Source organism: Phenylobacterium sp., from assembly GCF_965229015.1.
In the GTDB taxonomy this organism is placed as follows: Bacteria; Pseudomonadota; Alphaproteobacteria; order Caulobacterales; family Caulobacteraceae; genus Phenylobacterium.
In genome coordinates, this window is sequence record NZ_CBDDIM010000001.1 from 1,350,469 (window position 1) to 1,373,331 (window position 22,863).

The 22,863-nt window shown below is 65.9% G+C and carries 21 protein-coding genes and 1 pseudogene; 16 read left to right on the plus strand and 6 right to left on the minus strand.

The genetic code is table 11. From position 1 onward, the window contains the following. Positions 1-17: 17 nt before the first annotated feature. From ACO06I_RS06795 to ACO06I_RS06805, 3 genes are all read left to right on the plus strand, one after another. Positions 18-2,453, plus strand: a complete 2,436-nt coding sequence (locus ACO06I_RS06795; RefSeq protein WP_421931823.1) for an alpha/beta hydrolase family protein — start codon at positions 18-20, stop codon at positions 2,451-2,453. 181 nt (positions 2,454-2,634) lie between these two features. Further along, complete coding sequence (locus tag ACO06I_RS06800) at positions 2,635-2,934, plus strand: helix-turn-helix domain-containing protein (protein WP_421931824.1); 300 nt, start codon at positions 2,635-2,637, stop codon at positions 2,932-2,934. A gap of 349 nt (positions 2,935-3,283) precedes the next feature. Further along, positions 3,284-3,664, plus strand: coding sequence for a helix-turn-helix domain-containing protein (locus ACO06I_RS06805; RefSeq protein WP_421931825.1), 381 nt, complete (start codon positions 3,284-3,286; stop codon positions 3,662-3,664). Between the two features lie 283 nt (positions 3,665-3,947). Here the strand turns inward: ACO06I_RS06805 and ACO06I_RS06810 are convergent, their stop codons facing one another. Continuing rightward, on the minus strand, positions 3,948-5,333 hold the full coding sequence (locus ACO06I_RS06810; protein WP_421931826.1) for a sensor histidine kinase: 1,386 nt from the start codon (positions 5,331-5,333) through the stop codon (positions 3,948-3,950). Positions 5,334-5,797: 464 nt separating this feature from the next. Between ACO06I_RS06810 and ACO06I_RS06815 the strand changes: the two genes are divergently transcribed. From ACO06I_RS06815 to ACO06I_RS06855, 9 genes and pseudogenes are all read left to right on the plus strand, one after another. Further along, entirely contained in the window at positions 5,798-6,619 is an 822-nt protein-coding gene (locus ACO06I_RS06815) for a response regulator (protein ID WP_421931827.1), read from the plus strand. A 105-nt stretch (positions 6,620-6,724) separates the two neighbouring features. Next, positions 6,725-7,933: a hypothetical protein gene (locus ACO06I_RS06820; RefSeq protein WP_421931828.1), complete on the plus strand. Its 1,209-nt coding sequence runs from the start codon at positions 6,725-6,727 to the stop codon at positions 7,931-7,933. Positions 7,934-8,002: 69 nt separating this feature from the next. Further along, positions 8,003-8,683: a spermidine synthase gene (locus ACO06I_RS06825; RefSeq protein WP_421931829.1), complete on the plus strand. Its 681-nt coding sequence runs from the start codon at positions 8,003-8,005 to the stop codon at positions 8,681-8,683. Positions 8,684-8,813: 130 nt separating this feature from the next. Further along, entirely contained in the window at positions 8,814-9,008 is a 195-nt protein-coding gene (locus tag ACO06I_RS06830; RefSeq protein ID WP_421931830.1) for a hypothetical protein, read from the plus strand. Positions 9,009-9,537: 529 nt separating this feature from the next. Next, on the plus strand, positions 9,538-10,257 hold the full coding sequence (locus ACO06I_RS06835; protein ID WP_421931831.1) for a hypothetical protein: 720 nt from the start codon (positions 9,538-9,540) through the stop codon (positions 10,255-10,257). A 514-nt stretch (positions 10,258-10,771) separates the two neighbouring features. Next, positions 10,772-13,498 (plus strand): PAS domain S-box protein, encoded by a 2,727-nt coding sequence (locus ACO06I_RS06840; protein ID WP_421931832.1) that lies wholly within the window; start codon positions 10,772-10,774, stop codon positions 13,496-13,498. Then, complete coding sequence (locus ACO06I_RS06845) at positions 13,492-13,917, plus strand: response regulator transcription factor (protein WP_421931833.1); 426 nt, start codon at positions 13,492-13,494, stop codon at positions 13,915-13,917. Before ACO06I_RS06840 ends, ACO06I_RS06845 begins: the two co-directional genes overlap by 7 nt. A 63-nt stretch (positions 13,918-13,980) precedes the next feature. Beyond that, positions 13,981-14,135, plus strand: a pseudogene (locus ACO06I_RS06850) (IS481 family transposase); the annotation flags it as partial. Positions 14,136-14,232: 97 nt separating this feature from the next. Further along, a complete protein-coding gene (locus tag ACO06I_RS06855; RefSeq protein WP_421933604.1) occupies positions 14,233-14,619 on the plus strand; it encodes an alpha/beta hydrolase family protein in 387 nt (128 codons plus the stop codon). Between the two features lie 188 nt (positions 14,620-14,807). Here the strand turns inward: ACO06I_RS06855 and ACO06I_RS06860 are convergent, their stop codons facing one another. The 5 genes from ACO06I_RS06860 to ACO06I_RS06880 all read right to left on the minus strand — a co-directional run bounded on the left by ACO06I_RS06860 (position 14,808) and on the right by ACO06I_RS06880 (position 19,139). Next, positions 14,808-15,392 carry a Fic/DOC family protein gene (locus tag ACO06I_RS06860; protein ID WP_421931834.1) on the minus strand — a complete coding sequence of 195 codons (585 nt, stop codon included), beginning with the start codon at positions 15,390-15,392 and terminating at the stop codon, positions 14,808-14,810. Then, a complete protein-coding gene (locus tag ACO06I_RS06865) occupies positions 15,389-15,595 on the minus strand; it encodes a hypothetical protein (RefSeq protein WP_421931835.1) in 207 nt (68 codons plus the stop codon). Before ACO06I_RS06865 ends, ACO06I_RS06860 begins: the two co-directional genes overlap by 4 nt. 159 nt (positions 15,596-15,754) lie before the next feature. Then, entirely contained in the window at positions 15,755-17,362 is a 1,608-nt protein-coding gene (locus tag ACO06I_RS06870; protein WP_421931836.1) for an asparagine synthase-related protein, read from the minus strand. A gap of 117 nt (positions 17,363-17,479) precedes the next feature. Beyond that, entirely contained in the window at positions 17,480-18,148 is a 669-nt protein-coding gene (locus ACO06I_RS06875) for a lasso peptide biosynthesis B2 protein (RefSeq protein ID WP_421931837.1), read from the minus strand. 340 nt (positions 18,149-18,488) lie between these two features. Beyond that, positions 18,489-19,139 (minus strand): GntR family transcriptional regulator, encoded by a 651-nt coding sequence (locus tag ACO06I_RS06880; RefSeq protein WP_421931838.1) that lies wholly within the window; start codon positions 19,137-19,139, stop codon positions 18,489-18,491. Positions 19,140-19,477: 338 nt separating this feature from the next. On the opposite strand from ACO06I_RS06880, the gene ACO06I_RS06885 reads away from it, so the two are divergent. The 4 genes from ACO06I_RS06885 to ACO06I_RS06900 all read left to right on the plus strand — a co-directional run bounded on the left by ACO06I_RS06885 (position 19,478) and on the right by ACO06I_RS06900 (position 22,822). Further along, entirely contained in the window at positions 19,478-19,966 is a 489-nt protein-coding gene (locus tag ACO06I_RS06885) for a helix-turn-helix domain-containing protein (RefSeq protein WP_421931839.1), read from the plus strand. A 69-nt stretch (positions 19,967-20,035) separates the two neighbouring features. Beyond that, complete coding sequence (locus ACO06I_RS06890; protein WP_421931840.1) at positions 20,036-20,959, plus strand: HEPN domain-containing protein; 924 nt, start codon at positions 20,036-20,038, stop codon at positions 20,957-20,959. Between the two features lie 340 nt (positions 20,960-21,299). Further along, a complete protein-coding gene (locus tag ACO06I_RS06895) occupies positions 21,300-22,190 on the plus strand; it encodes a DNA-processing protein DprA (protein WP_421931841.1) in 891 nt (296 codons plus the stop codon). Continuing rightward, positions 22,187-22,822: a hypothetical protein gene (locus ACO06I_RS06900; protein ID WP_421931842.1), complete on the plus strand. Its 636-nt coding sequence runs from the start codon at positions 22,187-22,189 to the stop codon at positions 22,820-22,822. Before ACO06I_RS06895 ends, ACO06I_RS06900 begins: the two co-directional genes overlap by 4 nt. The last annotated feature ends 41 nt before the right edge of the window (positions 22,823-22,863 follow it).

Here is a 22,863-nt window from a genome sequence, read left to right on the forward strand (position 1 = left end):
TCACGTTCTGCGGATCGATGGCGAACGCGAGGCCCTACACCGTCGAGGACCTGCTGAGCACCGAGGCCTTCGGGCGCGTGGTCTTCGATCCCACCGAGCGGTGGGCGATCATCGAGCACCGGCGGCCTTGGCGCACGGCGGCGCGGTTCGATTACAATCAGCAGACCCCGCTGCTGCTGACCGAGCTGCTGCGGGTCGATCTCAAGGCGCCCGGGCCGGCCGTCAGCCTGTTCCCGCAACAGGCCGACGCTGGCTTTCTGGCGGGGCCCATCGCGCCGGACGGCCAGAGAATGCTCGTCTACCGCCTACGCGGCCACAGCTTCGAGGCCGGCCTGGCGACGCTCGCCACCCGCAGCGTCCGCTGGCTCGGGGTCACCCCCGAGCTCGCCAACCATGGCCCTGTCGCGGGCTGGCGCTCAACGACCGAGTTGCTGCTGATCGCCCGGCCGACCGGAGACCTTCCACGCCAGCTGGCGATTGGCTGGGAGGCCAATGGCCGGCGCGCCACCCTCGACGCCGCCACCGCCTCGGGCAAGACCCCGGCGGTGACCACGATCGGCAGCGGCCGGTTCCTCGGGGTGCGGCCACGCGACAAACCCGGCCGACTCCTACGGATCGACGCCCAAAACACCCGCATCTCGACCTTGGCCACGGGAGAGTTCGTCGACCTCGCCATATCCGCAAGTGGGCGATACGCCGCCTTGATCGCCGAGGGCGCGGACCTACAGCCCAGGGCCGCCGACCGCCTCTACACCGCCTTCCCCACGCGCCACCGCAGCCTGACCCTTCTCGATCTCCGCGATGGACAGGTCACCTCGCCCTGTCCCGGCTGCGCCATATCCCTGGGCGTGCTGAGCTGGTCGCCAACCGAAGATGAGCTGCTGGTGGCGACGCCGGGACCTGACGGCGACGGCCGGGCTTTGATGCGGGTCGGCGCCTCAACGGGCACAAACCGCCCTCTCCTGCCCGCCGGCCTGGCCCTGCAGGTCGACGAGACCGCCTGGGAGCGGACGCCGCGCCCTCGGGTCGACTGGATGGGCGAAGACCCAATCGTCTGGGCCCGTCCCGCCGGCGGCCGGACGGACTGGTATCGCCTCAACTCAACCGGACCCATCAACCTGACGGCCGGTCTCGCCGCGCCCACCCGAAATCTCGGCGCCGTCGGCCCGGACCACCTGCTGGTCCCAGCCGATGGCGGGATCTGGCGTATCGATCGCGAGGGCCAACACCAACGGCTGACCCACGACACCGACCACTTCGTTCTGGTCTCGCCCGAGCCGGAGCCGGGGAGCCGCCTGGCGAGCAATCCGCAGCTCCCAAGGGACTGGATCGCCACCATCGGCCAGACAGGCCTGACCTGGTGGAACGGCCCGAGCCCGACGTTCCCGGTCGCCATCCCGCCCGGCGCCCAGCCCCTCGCCGTCAGCCGCCGCCACCTGGCGCTGCTGGTTCGCGGCGAGAGCGGCGTGCGGCGCCTGGTGCTGGTCTCCGCAACCGGCGCCGCGACCACCGTCCTGGAGATCAACCGGGGGATGGCCGACGTCACCCCCGCGCGGGTCGTGGGGATCCATCATCGCGGCCTCAAGGAAGAGCCGCTGACAAGCTGGCTCTATCTGCCGCCAAAACTCAGCGCCAACCGCCTGCCGCTGGTGGTGATCCCCTATCGCGGCCGGGTGTTCCCAAGCCCGCTGGCCCAGTACGAGGTGGGCGGGCTCAGCCCGCATATGAACCCGCAACTGCTGGCGGCCCAGGGCTATGCCGTGCTCACGCCGAGCCTGCCCTATGACGCCTCGGTCCTCGAACCCACGGCTGGGGTGGCCGATCAGATCCTGTCGGTGGTCGATGCGGCGATCGCCACCGGCGCGGTCGATCCTGACCGTATCGGCCTCTGGGGCCACAGTTTCGGCGGCCTGATCGCCATCGCCGCGGCCGAACAGAGCCCCAGGTTCAGGACTGTGATTGCCGTGGCCGGGGCCCACGACCTGGTCTCGCGCTGGGGCGCCTTCAGCCTGCACCGGTGGGTGGTCGCGCAAGACGGCTACGGCTCGGCGACCACGGCCGGCATGGTGGAACAGGGCCAGTTTTCCATGCACGCCCCGCCCTGGGCCGATCCACAGCGCTACCTGCGCAACAGCAACATCTTCGCCGCCGACAGGATCACCGCCTCGGTGCTGCTGATCCACGGCGAGACCGACGAGGAGAACATCGCCCAGAGCCAGGAGCTGTTCTCAGCCCTCTACCGGCAAGGCAAGGACGCTCAGATGGTCACCTATTGGGGCGAGGGCCATGTGCTGGCCAGCCCCGCCAACATCGCTGACTTCTATCAGCGGATCTTCGACTGGCTGGCCCTCACCCTACCGGCGCTGGACCATCCTGAACTGGCGCCGACTGGCGTGGCGCTCGCCCCAACCTCGCCTATCGCCAGAGCGCCCAAGCCCTCCGGGTCACCTTGACGGCCGCCCAGGCCGAGAACAGACCAAGAACGTCAACAGGCAAACCGAGCCTGCCCGCGCCGCGTTACATCCAGAGGGGTGCTCTGGCGTGCAGTTGGGTGCGTCTCCGGAATCGTGTTGGTGATAGGCTTAAGACTGGTGACCCAACCGCGCCTGCAACATTGGAATATATAAGTAACATATGTCGCAGCTGGTTTCGCGGTTCCAGCTTATGACCAAGTCGGCCTTCACCGGTGCATATGCGTCCCTGCTCGAAATACTGGTCGCCGCCCGCAAGGACCCGGGCGTCATGCAGGTGGAACTTGCACTTCGCCTTGGAGGGCCGCAGCCCTTTGTCTCCTACTTCGAGCGCGGCGAACGGCGCATCGATGTCGTGGAATTCATCGCGTTCGCAGAGGCGCTTGGCGCTGACCCCGAGGCACTCTTCTCGGAGCTACGGCGTCGAACCATGCGCGAACCCGGCAACGAGCCATCCCACTAACGATTGGCGACGCCAGCGCACGCTCCAGGCGACGGGTCCCGGTGGACCGGCTACAGGCCAAGCTTGAGGTGATCATTAAGGCCAATTCTGCTAGGCCGCCGCGATGCGGACTTTGACAGAGTGCCTCATCAAAGCCGATGAACTGGAGGCGCGGGCCAATCAGTCCTGCTCACCCGACATGCGCGCCAGGTTTCTCTACCTCGCCCGCTACTGGCGCGATCTTGCGCGCCAAGCTCTGGCGCAGGATGTGACGTTCGCAACGAGACCGCCAGAGCGTTAGTTTTGGATTGGCCAAGACCGCGCGATAGTTCTAGGCGACCACATTCCTGGCGCCTGGGTGGAGCGACACATGGACGAGATCAAGGTCGGGCCGGACCCCGTCGATGTTGTCGTCGGCACGCGAGTGCGATTGCTCCGACAGGCGCGGAAGCTCTCGCAGGGCGCGCTCGGTGATGCGATCGGCGTGACGTTCCAACAGGTGCAGAAGTACGAACGCGCCACCAATCGCATCAGCATCTCAATGCTAGCCAGAATGGCCCGAGCGCTCGACACGACGATACCCGAGTTGGTTGGCGAGAGCGCCGACGACCAGCGGCCCTTCGACGCCCTCCTCCACCTCATGGGCGAGCCCGGCACGCTGGATCTGGTTCGGGCTTTCGCCGAAATTCGCCAGGGGGAGCGCCGACGCGCCGTCCTGGACCTCGTGCGGGCGATCGCGGACACCGATTAAGAGGGCCGGGCTTGGTGAGGGTATCCAAGTCGCATTCAGCTTGCTCCACCCATCACCGTCTTCGCGTCAGACCATAGCGCGTTGCGCGGAGCTCAGTCTCCGATCGTGGGATCCGGCAGCCGCGGTGGCCATGGCCGAAATGGGTATCGACACCAGCCGGATCCAAGACTGTTCCGTGCGCGAGCTTGACCTCGGATGTTTCGACAACGTGGCCTCTCTTGCAATGCACAAGCTGGCGACCGAGCGCCACCAGGTGGCGGTCGCCTTGGGCGCCCTGCGGTCGCTAGAGTTGAGCCAAGATCGTGGTCGGCAGTCGCACCGTGACCGTCGAACCATTTTCGCCCGAAGCCTTCGCCAAGGTCCCGCCGAGTTGCCGCGTGAAGGCGTCCACAAAGCGCGAGCCCATATTCGATCCAGTGCTTTGGGCTAGTGCAGCGGCGAGACCGATGCCGTCATCGCTGACGGTGAGGACCACCTCGCCGTCACGATGCCCGAAGCCGAGCGCGATCTGCCCTTCGCCAGTTGGAAAGGCGTACTTTACGGCGTTGGTGGCGAGTTCGTTGACGATCAGGCCTAGCGTCACGGCGTGCTCGGCGGTCACCGCCAGCGGCTCGGCCTCGACGCGTATGTGGATCTTCGAGGTCTCGCCGAGCAGGCTTGAGCTTAGCGTGGCCGCGATTCCTTCGAGGTACTCCCCGACTTGAACCGGCCCGAACGCCGCCGAACGGGATATCAGGTCGTACAATTGCGCGATCGCGCCGATACGCGTCTGCATGGACTGGTAGCCCTCGACACAGGGCTCAGGTGCGTCGCGCAGTTCGAAGGCGACGAAGGACCCGATGATCTGCAGGCTGTTCTTGATGCGGTGCGCCAGCTCCGCCGCCAGGATGTCCTTATGGCGCTCCAAGAGGCGCGCCTCCGTGACGTCCTCGAAAGCGACCAGCAGGCGGCCGACCTCGTTGCCCGTGCGATAGATCTCGCGGGCGTTCAGCTTGAAGATTCGACGGCCGAGTCTGGGAAAATCGTCTTCCACCTCGAAGCCGCTGATCGCTGCGCTATCGGGAACCACATGCTCCAACAGCTCCCGAAGCGCGGCGACATCCCACTGTCCCTGGTCGAGGTCACGTAGACGACGGCCGACGATCTCTTCACTCGTCAGGTTGAAGAGCTTGAGGAACGCGCGGCTGGCCGAGACGACGGTCATGTCGAGTTCGAGGACGACGAGCGGGTCTCGGACCGTGTCGACGACGCTCTCGGCAATGCGCCAGTTTAGCTCGCTCAGGCGATGGGCGTCCTTCACCGCGGTGATGTCGTCGAACACCAGCAGCAGGAACGAGGTCTTGTTCTCCGCGCGATAGACCTTGCGCGCATTGAGCACGAAGCAACGCCGGCCGATGCCCTCGAAATCCTGCTCGATCTCGAAGGCCTCGATCACCTCATGTTCCGGAATCACCGTTTCCAGGAGACGGCGCAGGGGCGGAATGTTCAGGTATCCGTTCCCGAGATCATAGATGACCCGGCCTATTGTGTCCTCAGGCGTGACGTCAAACGTAGCGTAGAAGGCTCGATTGGCGGCGGTGACGTAAAAATCTTCGCTCAGGACAAGGATCGAGCTGCGCACAGTCTCGACGATGTCGTGTGCGGACACGTCTATTGAAATCGTGTCCATAGTTGCAAGACCTCGACAAGTCTGTGCTTTAGCATGCGCGCTCGTGGAGTGTTAGAATATCCTCGTCTGGCCTCTTCGGGGTGTTGATCGGCAGGATCGTGGCGCGGCTTCCCGCCAGCCGAGGGGGCGGCCGCGCCTTCTGTCAGCACAATCGTCCTACGTCTGGCGAGGTTGACGTCTGTCTGATCGAAGCACCCAGATTGGCACACCCTTGTCGTGTCTTCACCCTCATGTAATTTCCGCGCGGCGTTTCCTCACGACGGATGCGCCCGCTCATGACTGCCTCAGGCCAACAACAACCTGAGGCAGTCATGCAATGGGCCGCAATCGCCAACCGTCGCGGCCATATGTCGCAAAGGCCACGTAGGCCGGGCGGCTCACCGGCTCGGCTAATGGCTGGTTAACTATGCGCGAGCTTCGTCAGACCCCAGGGATGAACACTAGGTGGTCGGAGACGAAGGCGCATGGCCTCGCAATTCAGCATCAGCCAACGCCTCGACTTCATGCGGCTCGGCGCCGACGACGTCGCGGCGCTTCGAGGGCTACGCCCCCTGATGCAGGGGGCCGTTCCGCTCGCGCTGGACGCGCTCTATGAGCGAATCCTCGCCATCCCGGAGACCGCGCAGTTCCTTCCAGATGACGCCGCGATGCGCCCTGGCGACACGGGATCAACCGGGACGGCCATCGGGGCCCTGGTCAAGTCGGTCCTGGGCCTGGCGATTTCCCGCGAACTCGCCCGTCTGATGGGCGGCGATGTGAGCGTGGAGAGCGAAGAGGGTGTGGGCTCGACCTTCACGGCCAGGCTCCCATTGGCTCGGCTGGAAGGCCCGCAGAGCGCCGCTCAGGAGGCTAGGACCGACGAAGCCGACTTTGCCGACCCTGGGGCGCTCCGCATCCTCGTCGCCGAAGACAATCCCGTGAACCAGATCGTCATCCAAACGATCCTTCAGCAGGCGGGCCTGAACCCCGTGGTCGTCAATGACGGCGAGGAAGCCGTGAGCGCCTGGCGGACGGCCAATTGGGACCTGATCCTCATGGACGCCCAGATGCCGGTGATGGATGGGCTGACCGCGACCCGGACAATTCGCCAGGAGGAGGCCCGGCAAGGCGGCCCGCGAACGCCCATCCTCGCCCTGACCGCCAACGTCATGGCCCACCATCTGTTGGCCTATCGGCAGGCTGGCATGAATGGCCTGGTCGCCAAGCCCATCGACGCCGCCAAGCTGCTGCTCGCCATGGAGGCCGCCCTGGATGAGGCGGCGCTGGCGATGGCGCCCGTAGACTGAGGTGACTTCGACCATGCGATATCACCTCCACCGTGGACGGGGTTCTTGGCGATCTGACAACCTCAACGGTAGTGTGGGGTCAGGTTCGCCTGGAGGATTTCGCACATGACCGCGGTGGCTTGCTTGCGGGTGGCGGTGGATGCGACCCGCGTCAAACTATCGCCAGCTGCGCTTGGCCCGCTCGTCTCAAGATTCTCTGGGTCCTATCTGGAATCGCGGTGGCTCTGGCCGAGGCTGTTCCAGCCACTCACCCACTATTCCTTTCTTCTGACCGATCCGCGCGCCGAAGAGATGGATTTGCGGGAATTGGCGCAGATGGCCGACGATCTGCAAACCAAGCTGTTCGGGACGGGCCTGGGCGGCGACGTTGCGCTTCTGTTGTTTGAGGGGCCTGTCGAGGCTGCCACGGCGTTCGCGGCCCTCGACACTGAGGCTCTGGTCCAAGCCCTCAAGACCCCCGCCCTTCTGCCGACAGGCGGGCGCTTGACCCGGGTCTCCACACCCGACGCAGCGGCCATGGAACCTGAGGCAATCCTCGCAGACTCACCGGCGCCGCCGCTGACCGGGCCGGAGGCCGCCGCGACCGTCGAAAGGCCGCTGCCGGCGCTGGAGGGTCTTCAGGGCGTCTATTTCGTCCCGCGGCAAATCTTCACCGGCGACGTGGTGAGTTCCACGCCCGGCCGGGCCCATACCCATCTCAGTCTGGTGGAGGGCGCTGTGCATATGCCGACGGACACAGCGACCTTTGACGCCGACTGCGTGATCGTGGCCCTGCGCTACCTGGTTGAGGGCGCCAAGAACATGCTCTTTCTACCGGTCTGCTACTCCAACATCATCCGACCGGCTCAACGCCAAGCCTATGAAAGCGCCTTGTCGATGCTGCCCGCCGCACACCAAAAGCAGTTCACGGCCACCGTCTATGACACGCCGCGAGACCCTGCCTTTGGAGCGCTTACCGACATTCGGACGATGTTGTCCAAGTACGTCGCCAACATCGACCTCCAGACAAACGATCCAGGATTCGAGATCGAGAAATTGCCGCTGCATGCCGTCTCCAGCGTGACCTTGGTCCTGCCGGAGGCTGAGCCCAGGGTTCGGCTGGCCGCCCTGCGCCGGTTCGCCGATCGCTTTGACCTCTACAAGCGCAAGCAGATCTGGCCTGGTGTGACCAATGTGCGAAGTCACGCTGAGCTGCTCGCCTGCGTCGCCGCCAAGGCGCCGTTCGTCACCGGGGCCGGCGTCTGTCGATTGCAGACCCTTCCCATGGGCGGGCGGGCGCTCCCGCTGGACGACCTTCCGATCCTTGCCGCCTGAAAAGGTATCAGCGCTCAACGGTCGCGGAGCCCTACATCACTCACGCTATCGGCGGGGACCAGGTTCAAGATGAAGGTGCTGGTCGAACATGACGAGGGCGACCGACGCGTTCGGGTCGTCGAGCTGAAGGACACCGGCGCCAGGCTCTACTACGAAGATGGCGCCCTCTATACGCACGTGGATGTCGCCGGCGACAACCTGCTCGACTATGTGGCCGCGATGGACGACGCCTTGGCCAGCCCCGCCAGTGTCCTCCTGCTCGGGACGGCGGGTGGTGCGCTGGCGACCCTGCTCAGCCGTCGCGGCGCAAAGGTCACGGCCGTCGACAACTGGCAGACCGCCTTCGATATCGCTCGCCGGTGGTTTCACCTCCCCTCGACCGTCAAGTGCGTCAAGGCCGACGCCATGGCGTTCCTTCGGTCGACGTCAGGACAGTGGGACGCCATCGCCGTCGACGTCTTCCGAGGCGTGAAGATTCCCGACGCGATGCTCACCAGCGACATCGGAGCCCTGCTCGCCAAGGCGATGAGACCTGGCGGCGTCATTGTCTGGAACGTGGCCGACACCCCTACGTCCTGGCCGGCCCAGTGGATCGTCAGGGCGCTGAGACTTTCGGGCTTCTCGCCGTCGATGATCCCGGTGATGGATGGCGACGTCGGCAACACGCTGATCGTATGCCGAGACACCCGCAGGCTGGCCGCCTCCGCTCAGGAGGACGCCCCGGCGGATGGGCGCGCAACTGTCGGCTAGGGCGGACGCTTCTAGGCCGGCGGCGAAGTGGCAAAAGCGCCTCTAGCAAGCCCCTCGCCTGCGGGGGGAAACTTGATCTCGATCAAGGTGCGCGCAGGACCACACCCCGCAATGGGTGTCGGGGGACGCTGTGCTCAAGACCTACACCATCTATCTCCGCGACGGCGGCGAGGGGACACGCTTCGAGCCGGCTCTCTGCGAGAATGACTTGGAGGCCTTGACGCGCGCTCGCGAATTGCTGGCCCTTCACGCCGAGTGCGAGGCGGTCGAGGTCTATTTTAGCGAGACCTACCTGTTCCACGTCAGGCGTGAAGCGAAGCCTTAGCCGACAATGTGAGAGGGCTTTGAGGTCCATCGTTGGCGGTCGCCCGTCAGGGCTAGCTGCCATGCAGGTCGACCCGCGCGCGCGCCGTGACTTGGTTCACGGACGGCCCTCCGAAACTGATCACGACCTGCGCGTTGCGCCATCACCCTTGTAGGTCGGGGCTGAGATGTTCCTCAGCGAAAGAGGCTGGCCATGGCCAAACTAACTCTCGTCGTCATCATGGCGCGGCGATCCGCATCGCGATAGCGGGCCAGCTTGACGGATGCACGTCAGGAGCGGGCGTGTGAGCCGATGGCCGTTGAACCGGCGCCGGATGGGGCGCCGGTTCAACGCACCAGGCGTCCCGCCGATGCAAAGTTGTGATCCCACAACCTCAGATAACAACGTTATCAAATTGCTTAGCGATGAGGTCGAAACGCCGCGCGGAAAGTTTTCGAAGCGCGACACGAGCTAGGCACGTCCGTCACCTTCCGACCGGAGCGCAGGAAGCCCAGAGAAGCGTTACCTGGGCCTCGGCGGAGTGGGTGGCTTGACCCTCGTTAGCAACATGGCGTCAGGCGCGCCCAAGGCCGATCTGAAGCGGCAGACTACCAGACTCGGCGCCAACTACCTTCTTCAGGCCGCGCGTCTGGTGGCTGAGGCCATCGACCGTGATCTGATCAAAGCCCTCCTCATCCTGGCGATCTCGCGCGCCAACGTGAGCGCCATCACCGAGAACCCAGGCGCCCGCACGCAGTATGCTGGCCTTACCTCGATACCCCCAGACACCATGCGTCTGCCGATCAGCGCCTATACCCTGGCGAGGGATATGCGGCGTCCCTATGAGACCGTCCGGCGTCACGTCGGCGCTTTGAAGAAGGTTGGCCTATGTGTCGGCGTCGCCGGCGGTCTGATTGTACCCGGCTTGACCCTGGCGAACCCACGGCACCTGTTGGCCATCGATCAGAACTGGTCTCTCACCACGGACTTCGTGGACAAGTTGGGCCGCTTTGGCGTCACCGCGACACGGCAGGCGGACGCCCCCCAGGTCGATATTCGCCGTCAGACCGTCCGCATCTCCGTCGACTACTTCATCGACGGTCTCTGCCTGCTTTCCTGCACGGCGGGGGTCGATCTCGTGGACGTCCTCTTACTCTGCCTCTGCGCCGTGTCGGTCTCGAACGTCGAACACATGGCAAAGGACCTGACGCTCGGCGCGACATCAGAAGAGCTGGCGGCGTTCGACATGGTCACTGCAGGCGACCCGTAAGGGTCAACGCCGTCGCGGCGTCTCTGCTCCTGCCATATGAAACAGCCCGTCGCCGCACCAACAATTTGCTGCGCCTAGGCCTCATCGAGCGCCGGGCCGCAGAGGGGGTCGTTGTTCCATCCTTCGTTGTCGCAAGGCCGAACATGGAGGCTGGACTCGAGGCGTTCGCCACCCTTACGGAAGGCTTCTTGGCGCGTCTGGCGAGATCGGCGTGACGCGCCGCGACGGGGTGGCCGTGGACCCAGAAGGCGCCCACCGACCGGGTCCTACCCGTCGAGGCTATCAAGGCTGCTTGAGCTGACAGGGGCCAAATGCGCGAACCGGCTTGCTCCGCGGCCCCGTCAACAATCGCAGGTGGCCTTATCGGCCGCGCCGCACGCCTCCAGGCTGCATCCGGTCGTTCTGTCGCACCAGATCGGGTGTCCACGCTCTACGCGTTCACCATTTGCGAAGGTCGTTGAATGACGGTCGGTTCGCGCAAGGATGGTTTCCTCGCGCGCTGGGGGGCGTCGAGATGAGCATCAGCGATGAGGACGATCGGGCGTCGGAACACGCGGATGTCTACCGTCGCCTGGTTGAAGCGAGCACCGACATTCTGGTTCGCGCCGGTCTGGACGGCCGCCTGCTCTATCTCTCCCCGGCGTGCCGGGCTCTCGGCTACGAACCCGAGGAGCTGATCGGCCAATCGGCGGCGGACCTGGTTCATCCCGAGGATCTCGCGCGCTTCGTCGCCAACTTGAAAGTGCTGGGCCGTGGCGAGGTCGACCCTTCGGCGGACCGCGCCCACCGTTACCGCACCAAGAGCGGAGATTGGGTCTGGCTGGAGGGCAATCCCCAGCTGCTGCGCGACGCCACCGGTCGGCCCCTCGAAATCCTCAACGCCTTCCGTGACGTCAGCGCCCGGAAGCATGCGGAGACCGCCTTGGCCGGCGCCCGTGCGCGGGAAAAGGTGCAGCGCGACCTCTTCGAGAACGCCTTCCACCACGCCCCGATCGGCACGGCCCTGGTCAGCCTCAAGGGCGCCTTCCTCAAGCTCAACCCGGCCTTCTGCAGGATCGTCGGCTATCCGGAGGCCGAGCTGCTGCGCCTCGACTTCCAGGCCATCACCCATCCGGATGATCTCGACATCGACCTCGGCCACGTCGTCCGCCTCGTCGCCGGCGAGATTCCAAGCTACCAGATGGACAAGCGCTACCTCCGCGCCGACGGCGTCACCGTGTGGGTGCGGCTCTCCGTTTCCCTCGTCCTTGACGCCGCCGGTCAGCCGAAGCACTTCGTCTCCCAGATAGAGGACCTCACTCTCCATCGCGAAGTCGAGGAGCGCTATCGTCTGCTCGCGGAGGCTTCGAGCGACATCGTCCTCAAGGTTGGTATGGACGATGTGATCCAATACGTCTCCCCTTCCGTCCGCCGCTATGGTCACGACCCCGAGGCGATGGTTGGGCGCCGCGGCAGGGAGTTCATCCACCCGGAGGACCTGAAACGGGTTCTGGCCACGGTCGCCGAGTTGGCGGCGGGCTGCGACGTGGAGGCGACCCGCGACCGCAGCCTGCGCATGCGCACGCGGGACGGGTATGTCTGGATGGAGGGCCGCTCCGCGCTGATGCGCGACGAGGCCGGACAATCCGTGGCCCTGGTCTCCCAGATGCGCGACATCACCGAGCGGCGCGCGGCCTACGCCGCCTTGGCCGAGGCCGAGGCGCGATTCCGCCTGATGGCCGAGAACGCCACTGACATGATCGTCACCACCGGTCTTGATGGCTGCATCACCTTCGCCGCGCCGTCCTCCCGCGCGATCACCGGCTACGACAGCCGGGAACTCGTCGGCATGCGCCCGCTGGACCTCACCCACCCCGAAGATGTCGCTGCGGTCCGGCGGGTGTTCAGCAATGTCGCCATGGGTCGCCCCGGCGAGCCCGTCCGCTGGCGCGTCTGGCACAAACATGACGCCCGCTGGGTGTGGCTGGAATCCAACCCCTCCCTGCTACACGAGGAGGCGCCCGACGAGGCCAAGCTCTTCCTCGACGTTATCCGAGACGTCACGGTCCAGGTCGCCCAGGAAACCGCCCTGGCCGAAGCCACGATGGCCGCCCAAGCCGCCGCCGCGGCGAAAGGCGAGTTCCTTGCCAATATGAGCCATGAGATCCGCACGCCGCTGACCGCCATCCTGGGCTTCTCCAGCCTGCTGTCGGCCCGGGAAGGGCTGGACGAGATCGCCCGGGGTCACGTCGGCCGGGTCGCTAGCGCGGGCCAAGCCCTGCTTTCCATCGTCAACGACGTCCTGGACTTCTCAAAGCTCGAAGCCGGCCAGTATGAGATCAAGCCTCGCCCGGCCTCGCCGGTGGATGTCGCCCACGATGCGCTGCTGATGTTCTCACCTCAGGCCGAGGCCAAGGGCTTGTCCCTGGAGTTCCGCTCGGACGGTGAGATCCCTGATGTCCTTGAGCTGGATGCCGAGCGGCTTCGCCAGATCCTGTTCAACCTCGTGGGCAACGCCATCAAGTTCACGGAACAAGGCCTCGTCCAGCTTCACCTGCGGTACGACGCCCCCCTCCAGCGCCTGCACGTGGCGGTGGAGGACAGCGGCGGCGGCCTGACGCCGGAGCAGCATGCCAGCCTCTTCCAACGGTTCTCGCAGGTGGACGCCTCTTCCACCCGCCGTCACGGCGGAACGGGCCTAGGCTTGGCGATCTGCAAGGGCCTGGTCGAGGCCATGGGGGGTGAGATCGGCGTCCGGGGTGCGCCCGGTCAGGGATCGACCTTCCACTTCTTCATTGACGCGCCGCAGACCGACGCCGAGGTGGCTGCGGCCCCGGCTGCGGGCCCCTCTCTGACCCTGGACGGCGTGCGGGTGCTGGTGGTCGACGACAACCCGATGAACCGGACGCTCGCCCGGGCGTTTTTGGAGGCGGTGGGGGCGCAGGTCACCGAGGCGGTGGATGGAACCCAGGCCTTGGAGCTCGCCACGGCCCTGCCCTACGACGTCATTCTCCTCGACATCCGGATGCCCGGCATGGACGGACCGCAAACCCTTAGGCGTCTGCGCGGTGAGCCTGGACCAAACGTCTCGATCCCCGTTCTGGCCTTCTCAGCGGATACGGACCTTCAGAGGTATGCCGATGAGGATGGCTTTGACGACGTCGTCCGTAAACCGGTGAACGCCGCTAGCCTCATCCAGGCCATCTCGCACTGGACACAGTGGGAGCCGATCTCCGAGCAGGGCGACCAACGCCGATGCTGAACGAGATCAAACAGCCCCGCATCCTGGTGGTCGAGGACGACCCCTTGGTCTTAGAGCTGATCACGACGAGACTGGACCTGGCCGGCTTCCACACCTTCAGCGCCCGCGACGGCTATGAGGGTTTAGCCCGGCTCAAGGAGGTCGCGCCCGCCGCGATGGTGCTCGACATCAACATGCCGAAGCTGGACGGCTTTGGAGTCCTGAGGGGGATGAAGGCGCTAGGGATCGCGGTTCCGACCCTGGTGCTGACGGCGCGCAACCAAAGCTCTGACGTGCAGGAAGCCCTGAAGCTCGGCGCCTTGGACTTCCTCTCGAAGCCCTTCCAGGACCAACAGCTGCTGATGCGTGTGGGCCGTCTGCTCCGCAAGCCGGTCGCCCGGCCCAAGCCCCCAAGGGTGAACCCGCCAGTGGTCATCTAGGTGTTCAGTCCCGAATTCTGATGGTGCATAAACAGTCCTGAGTCGTCAGGAGGAGGATGCGTCATGGGAGGCGTTCTTCACGGCAACGCCCGCTCGACGCCGCGTCTTCGAGCCGAGCTCCAAGTGCCGCAAGGGAGCAGCAGGGCCCTTGCCGCTGCTACGGGCTAAACCCCAAGACTGTGCGCAAGTGGCGCAAGCGGACCACGACAGCCGATGCGTCGACCCGGAGGCGGGCTTCTGCGGGTTCAGGCGGTACTTTTCTCGCGGGAGCGCCTCCAGGCGGACCGCGCCCGCTGCCGCGCCCGCATGTTTTCCATGGGTGCGCCGCCCTGGGCCGATCCGCAGCGCTACCTGCGCAACAGCAATCTCTTCGCCGCCGACAGGATCACCGCCCCGGTGCTGCTGATCCACGGCGAGACCGACGAGGAGAATATCGCCCAGAGCCAGGAGCTGTTCTCGGCCCTCTACCGACAAGGCAAGGACGCGCAGATGGTCACCTATAGGGGCGAGGGCCACGTATCGGCCAGTCCCGCCAACATCGCGGACTTCTATGGCCGGATCTTCGACTGGCTGGCCTTGACCATGCCGTCCCCAAGCCAGGTTGGCGCGCCGCCCTCCGTCACCGCTGCCGTTGCACCAGGGCGCGCGACCTGGGTGGCCATCCCCCCAGGCCGCTTGTTCAAGCGAAAGGCCATTCGCTAAAATAACGCCGCACCTAAGCAAAGCCGACTTTAATTGGGGATCACTTAGCCCGGCGCCGAGCGGGCCCCGATGGCGCCCGGCCCCACAGCTCCAGCCATCCGCGCGTCCGCGCCCTTTCAACTCGAAAGCCTGATCGCGCGAACGATGGTGGTCGTCGACAGGTCTCTAAGCGCGACCTCACAAATAGGTCAGGCCCGAAGCTTCGTGATCTCCACCACCAGGGGCTGGATATCACCGTGGAAGCTCACGATCATCGCGGGCAAAATCGTCGAGCGCCTCACCTTGCGCAGATCGAGCGGATGCTCGGCGCGGGCGCCAAGGAGGTGAAGGAACGCCAGTTGCGAACGCCCATTCCCTTCGCGGAAGGGATGGATCGCGTTAAGGTCGGCCAGGAAGTCCGCCGCAGCGGCCACAAATTCCTCAAACGGCGCGCCGCCTGTGAAAGGCGCCGCCTGAAGCCGCTCGAAGACCTTGTCCATGCTTCGCGCAATGTGTTCGGGATAGCAGAAGGCGTTGCCCTGCTTGGACGTCCTGACGGTGCGATAGCGCCCCGCCCAAACGTAGACATCCTGGAACAGGTGCTTGTGCACCGCGCGATAGTGCGCCGGGCCAAAGCGGCCTTGAGGCAGCGGCTCTTCCGACCGCAGGGTCGTTAGTTCGAGCTCGAAGGCTTCGAGCAGCGCCACGTCGCGCAGCCCCGCCTTGTTCTTCAGGACGCTGGAGCCCCTATAGGCGTACGGATCGTCGAAGGCGTCGTAGCCCTCGCCGCTCATCTCTTCTTGCCGAGACTCGCATAGGTGCGAAGGACCTCAGCCCGACGCTCCTCCGTCGTCAGGCCGGAAGCCTTGAGCAGGTCGAGGCGCTTGCGACTTGAGGCGCTCAGTCGCAAACCTTCGACGGCGCTGATGGCGGCGAACGCCTTCGTCCCCAGAACGCGAGCCTTCGGCTTGCGCGACTTTGCTACGGCTTGGGTCATGGAAACACCTTACAGGAATGACCAGGAGTTGGCACGCGCCTCTTGGATTCGACAAGCGCCCGGCGAGCCTCCAGCCCCCCGGGTAAACGAACGGTTTCGGCGGAGGATTTCGCCTGGATTTGGATCCTCGAACGCCGCCTCGTGCGGGCCTCGGTGCGACTATGGCCGGGCGCCCTGGCCCCGCGCCTCCCAATGCCGCACCCAGGATTCCAGCACGGCCGCGGTCATCAGACCCGAATAGTCGCCGCGCCAGACCAGGTGTTCGCGAGTGAGCATGGTCTCCAGCCGGGCGCGATCGAGCAGCCCCTCGCCCGCCAGACGCCCGTCGATCAGCAGGGGCCGTAGGACCTCTAGGCTCGCGCCGACCACCCGGCCGTAATAGGCGCCCAGTTCACCCTTGGATCGGCGCGTGCGGATCGACGCCGGTAATCGCTCGGCGAAGGCCAGACGGGCCAGCCCGCGGTCCCGCCCGCCCACGGTCAGGTCCGGCACCGGAATGGACAGGCAGAGTTCGACGACAGGCTGGGCCAGCAGGGGATGGACGATCTCGCCGGCCCGGCCCCGAAGCCCTTCGATATGGACGAACAGCGCCTGGGCCAGGGTCGCGATCTGCGTCTGCTTGGCCGGCGGCAGGTCGTCGGTATCGGCCAGCCAGGGGTGGTTCGCCACACTGCGCACCCCATGCCAGCGGGAGGACCTGCGAAGCGCCAGCCCCGCGATGGCCCAGAGCGACGTCCGGGTCCAGCGCGCCAAGGCGGCGACGTCGGGATCGAACAGGCCTCGCAGTCCCACGCGCCGCAGATGGTCGATGGCGACCAGGGGCGTCGGGGTCTGGAAGAAGACCATGTCGCCGCCCTGCCCGGTCATCACCCGCTCGACACCGGTTTCCACAATCCGCGCCGCGGCATGCCGATCCCGCTCGATGTCCTTGCCCGTGAGGCCTGGCCGCAGTCCATCGGAGACCAAGGCCAGGGCCTCGCCGGTGACGGCGAAGTCCGGCTTGAAGGCCTCGGTCAGCGGGACGCTCCACCGCGCGGCGACATCACGCGCATAGACCCGCTCATCCCCGGCCTGGTCGGCGGCATGGTAGTTGATCCACTCGGCGACCCTGTCGGGGACGGTCGTCGCCACGCTGCCGGCGACGATCGCGGAGTCGAGGCCGCCGGAGATCTCGACGGAGACCCGCCCCCCACCGGCGAGGGCTGCGACGCAGGCGTCGAGCACGGTGGGCAAGAGCCGCGCGGCGTCCTTGGGCGGGGTCCGCCGCGCGATCTCCGCAGGCCGCCAGACCTGCTGCTCGCCGGCGCCGAAGGTGAACAAGGCGCCCGGCGTGATCGCCGTCAGGCCTTTCAGGGCGCAGGCGCCGGCCATGGCCGCGGTGGAAGACAGACAGGCCGCCACCTGGCCCCAGTCGATCGAAAGCTCCGGCCAGGCCTGTCGCGGCAGCCAGTCGGGCAGATGGGTCGCCGCGAAGCAAACCCCGTCCTGGCGCCAAACCATGGCGTCCAAAGCGCCGCTGGGGTCGCGGAACACACTCGCTGCGGCGTCAGGCCCGCCGGCGATCAAGGCGACGTAGCGCCCCCAGTAGGTGTCGCTCAGATCTCGCGCAATGGTCAGGACGCTGGCCCGCCGCGATATTGTCAGGCTCTCGACCTCGTCGCCGGGCGGACTTCCAAAGCTGCGCCGGAAAAAGTCACCGATGACGTGACCGCGCTCGCCAGGCAGTCGCCGGATCCGCGGCCAGACCGGCCCGCGCGTGAAGATCATGTGGCGGGACCCAATGTCGGATACCGCCCAGATACTGTCGGTGGGAAGACTCTGAAGGACCGCAGACACGATCGCCGGCGCCTCGTCGCTCCACATCAGGGCCAGATAGGCCGCCACCTAGGCGACCAGGATCGGATCGAAGGCCGCCACACGATCGACAGTGTCGTTGAGCACGGTCGAACCGGCCTGCAGCCAGCAGTGGGCCCCGAACGGCCATGTGCGCACGCCGAACACCCAGTCGGCGGTCAGGCCGGCCTGGCCGAGAAATTCTAGCAGCAGCGCGGCCTGGAACAGGCAGGCGCCTTGCACCGGGGACCAAGGCAGCAGGCGACGAAACACCTGACTTCGCCGGACGAGCGCCTCGCCCACCATGCCTTCGCCTCTTCCCAAGGCAAGGCTCCGCGCAGAGGCGCCGGCAAGTATGTGTTCGAACGGCCGACCGCGGTAGGTCCAGGCCATCCCGACGAGCGCCCTTGCGAAATCCAGACGCTCGCGCCGGGTCGGCGCCGGAAATGGCTGATCAAAGAGGTCGTCCCGCGGGGCCAAGGCGGGCCGCTCGCCGTTTGGCGCGCCATCGCTTCGGACCAGCAGCCCGGCGGCCTGCAATTCGGTACGGACCTCCAGCGGCAAGGTTCCAACGGCGCGGTCCGCCGCGCTCACCTGAAAGTCCTGCCCGACATCGGGCAGACAGAAGTAGGCGTCGCTTCGGACATCGAGCAGCACGAGGTCCCCGCCACTGGTCGTGGCGTGAACATGGCTCGGAAAACGCCAGTTGGAGTCGGTCACGGCGGAAGTCCCTCCCGGGGAAAGCCCGGTGGCGAGCTCGGCCCGCCACCGGTCGCCGGCCTAGGCCTCGTAGACGCCGTCGAACTCTTCCGGCACGAGGCCGATGATCCCGCCGAGGGTCAGGCGCTTGGCTTGGCCCAGGGAGATCAGGCGAGAAAACTTCAGCATGATAGCCTCCTTCCGATGGTCTCGCCGCAACATCGCGGCGTCATCAGGGGGCGGCTGCGGAGCGGTGTATTCAATCTATATTCCTCATATAATTTCAGTATTTTGCGAGCCATTCCGCAGCCATCTCTGGCGCCCACGCCCACCGGCGTGAGCGCTCCGCATTGGCCCCAAGCTATGGGGCTGAGGGCCCGGCGCTGGCGCGCCGTTGGGCCGCGGCCAGCAACCGTTCGCTGTCTGCCGCGCGGCGCCGGTGATAGGTGCGAATAGCCTGGGCCAGCAGGGCGCCCGCGTCGTTGAACGCCGCAAGGTTCCGAAGCTCCTGCGCAGCCTCGGTGAGAATACTGGGTTCCAGCAATCGGACCAGATGCAGGCGATCGGCGACAACACGATGCGCCCGCCGAATGACCGCAGATCCGGCGCCCCTCACGATGCGGTCGAAGACCAGTTCGGTGGCCCGGGCATATCCGGCCGCCGTGGCGAGATCGTCGGCGCCTGCCAGGGCGCGCCCAAGGTCGAGCTGCGCGCCTCGCCTCGCGGCCTCGCCGAGCGCGAGAAGCACCAGGGTCGCGTGGAGTCGGTAGAGATCGGCCAGGTCCACAGCGGTCAGGGTCCAGGTCGCATAACCGCGAAGCTTCTCGCGGCGGCCGTCGATCAGGCCTTCTCCCGCCAGGTAGGCCAGGGCTTCGCGCACCGGCGTGGCGCTGAACGACAGCACACGGGCCAGGTCGAGAACGATGAGCGGCTCCCCGGGCGCGATCTCGCCCCGCCGGATCTGGCCGCGCAGTTTTTCGACGGCGGCGCCGAAGGGGTCCCGGCTTCGCAAGGCCTCAACACTCCACACCCAGGCGATGCAGTATCTGGCTCCTTCCCGTTCCGACTGTCCAGTTCGATCAGGTCTATATCGTTAGACAAAACGCCATTCCACCAACGTCCAGCACAAACACGCGACTACATGCGAAGTCATACGCCGGTTCGTTGCGCCACATACGCAATTTCCTTGCGCATCTGAATGCCATCCACTCTCACCGCTCCTTCAGTCACCCATCCAATTATTGAGCGTAGGCGGATTTTTCCTTTGACATCTAGGCGCCACCATTGATTGAAGGCCGCGCGCGGCTGACACTGTCATGCCCCCAAGTTGTCCAAATGAGTCCGCGTTCCATGTCGGCGTTGCACGCAGTCTCCGCTGAAAGCGCGATCCTGTCGCAGACGCTGCGGCTGATCCGCCGCCGCCGCGGCCTGAGGCAGATCGACGTCGCCAAGGCCATGGGCCTGGCGCCTCGGACCTACCAGCACTTCGAGGCCGGCCGAACCCATCTCGATTTCGAGAAGATCAAGTCGTTCGCCGCCGCCACCAACGCCGACCCCAACGCCATCGTGGTGGCGGTGCTGATCGGGTCTCCCGCCTTCGCCTTGCGCAGCATCGATAACAAGCTGACCAGCGCCCTGATGACGGCGTTGCGCCGGTTCGACGACCGGGTGGCCGACGACATCGCCCGCATCGAGGTTGGACGGCTGATCGCCGCCTTCCGCCGCATCTTCACCGATCTCGAAACCGACCTTGCCGCCCGCGACGCCCTGGCCGACAGCTGGCTCAACCCCAACCCACCACCCAATTCCACGCCAGACGGGGGCGACGATGAAACCTGACGCCCCTCGACCTGAACTTGCGCAACCGAGCCTTTGCAACGGCCCGCCAATCACCGATCATGGCCCCGCATGAGAACCGACCTCAAACACCTGCCCGGCGGCAAACAGCGCGAGCTGGCCTATCTGGTCGAGATCCTGCTGGAGGAGTTCGGCAAGCTCACCGCCAAGCGCATGGCGCCGCGGCTGAAGAACGGCCAGGTGCTGAAGATCATCCTGTTCGGCTCCTATGCCCGCAACGAATGGGTCGAGGACCCGATCGGCCGATACTTCTCCGACTATGACCTCTTGATCATCGTCGACCACGAGGACCTGGCCGACACGGTGGAGTTCTGGGAAACCGCCGAGGCCCGGATCCTCAAGGAACTCTCCGCCGGACAGCACCTGCGCACCCCGGTCAATTTCATCGTCCACAGCCTTCAGGACGTGAACCATCAGCTTGAACGCGGCCGCTACTTCTTCATCGACATCGTCCGCGACGGCATCCTGCTCCACAACACCGCCGGCCACGCCCTCGCCGCCCCGTGCGACCTGGCTCCCGCGACGGCCCTGGAAGAAGCGCGCACTTACTTTGAGGACTGGATGGGCAGCAGCGACGAGTTCCTGGAGCTGGCGGCCTTCAGTCAGCAACGAGGCTTCTCGAAGAAAGCCGCCTTCCTGCTCCACCAAGGAACCGAGCATCTCTATAACTGTCTGCTTCTCGTAATGACGCTGTACACGCCAAAGTCACACAACCTCGTCCGACTGCGGAGCCTCGCCGAGCCTCTGGACCCGAGGCTGACCGCGATTTGGCCTACCGATACCAAGTTCGAGAAGCGCTGCTTCGAGCTGCTCCGCGCCGCCTACATCAAGGCGCGCTACTCCCGGCACTATAAGGTCACGCCCGAGGAGCTGGCCTGGCTGACCGAGCGCATCAGCGCGTTGCAGATGGAAGTCCGCGCCATCTGCGAGGAGCGCTTGGTGGCGCTGGGACGGGAGGCGTCTTCGCCAGCCTAGATTTCTGTCCTGAAAGCAAGTCGGCTAGGCCGCCAATTCCGGACCTTGATGATCTAGCAAGAAGCGGTCCCTCACACCGCAGACCTGCATCACTCGGCAATGCCGCCACCAGCGGCCCTAGCCTGTGTTTCGCCATCGCTCAGGTTCGTATGTGGCGCTTCAGGCGGGCCCGGCCATTCGGACTGCCCCAACATTGACGACGTCGACCTTGGAACATATCAAGAACATGCTGCGAAAACCTGCGGCGCCCGAGTCGCGCTTCGTCGTTGCGGGGTGCGGCGTCGCGCGTTTGGGCAGGTGTGCGGAATCGTGATGATGGTAGGCTTAAGACTGGTGACCCATGCAACTCGCCCTATCCCATGACGGCCCTGCGCTCGCGCCCATCTCCCCCCGGCGCGAACTCGGCGCCTATGAGGCGCTCTGGCTCGAACAGGGCGCGACCTTCAAATCGCTCGCCGACCGTTTCGCCGCCGACCCCACCGCCCTGCCCTCCGATTTCGTGCCGCCGTCGCGGGCCGACGCCTGCGCCGACGAGGTGTTCGCCACCCTGAAGGCGGCCGGCGTGCACCAGTGCGGCGTGCGCTTGAACCACGCCGGCGACTATCCCAAGAAGCTGCGCGACGCCCGCCACCCGGTGGAGATGCTCTATTACCAAGGCGCCTGGGAACTGACCGAGACGCGTTGCGTCGCCGTCGTCGGCAGCCGCAAGGCGTCGGAAGATGGCGTGAGGCGCGCCCAGCAGATCGCCCGCGCCCTGGTCAAACGCGATTTCACCGTGGTCTCGGGCCTCGCCGAGGGGATCGACACCGCCGCTCACACCGCGGCCCTGGCCGAAGGCGGCCGCACCGCTGCGGTGATCGGCACGCCGCTGGGCGTCTCCTACCCCAAGCCGAACGCGGCCCTGCAGGCGCGGATCGCCCAGGAGCATCTGGTGATCAGCCAAGTTCCGGTCTTGCGCTATGCGCGGCAAGCCGTGCCGCAGAACCGACTGTTCTTCCCCGAGCGCAACGTCACCATGAGCGCGCTCACCGAGGCCACGATCATCGTCGAGGCCGGCGAGACCTCGGGCACCCTCACCCAGGCCCGGGCGGCCTTCTATCAGGGCCGCAAGCTGTTCATCCTGGACTCCTGCTTCGAGCGCCCCGGCCTCACCTGGCCCCACAAATTCCTGGCCGAGGGCGCAATTCGGGTGCGGTCCTATGACGACATCTGGGGCGCGCTTGATTCGTGATCCGGCTCTCGAAGATCGACGAGAGCACGCGCGGCGACCACTCGCGCCTCGGCGTCGATGACGAGTGCCTCTATCTCTACGAGTACACCAGCGGCCACGACTACTCGTTCAGCGCCACCAACGACCGCATCAACAATCTCAAGAAGAAGCCCACCAGCAGCCAGGCCCAGCTGAACTACAAGGCCGGCGCCATTCAGCTCTGCGCCAATGAACTGCGCGCCACCCTCAACCCGGCCTGGCTGGACACCGCGACGATCGTGCCGGTCCCCGGCTCCAAGGCGCCCGGCCATCCCGATTTCGACACCCGGATGGAACGGGTCGCCCGCCTGATCCGCCCGAACCTCGATGTCCGCAACCTGGTGATCCAGGAGGGATCGACGGCGACCGCCCACGAAGCCGGCGACGGGCCCCGCGTCACCGTCGAAGAGCTTCTGGAACTCTACCGCATCGACGAGACCCTGACGGCGCCCGCCCCGACCCGCATTGGCGTCCTCGACGATGTGCTGACCGCCGGCACCCACTTCCGCGCCATGAAGACCGTGCTGGCCGCCCGCTTCCCCGGCATCCCGATCATCGGCCTGTTCATCGCCCGTCGCGTCTTCCCCAACCCGTTCGAAGGGGTGGACCTGTGACGCCCGCCCCCGACCGGGTAGGGCAGCCAAACGCGAGCCTC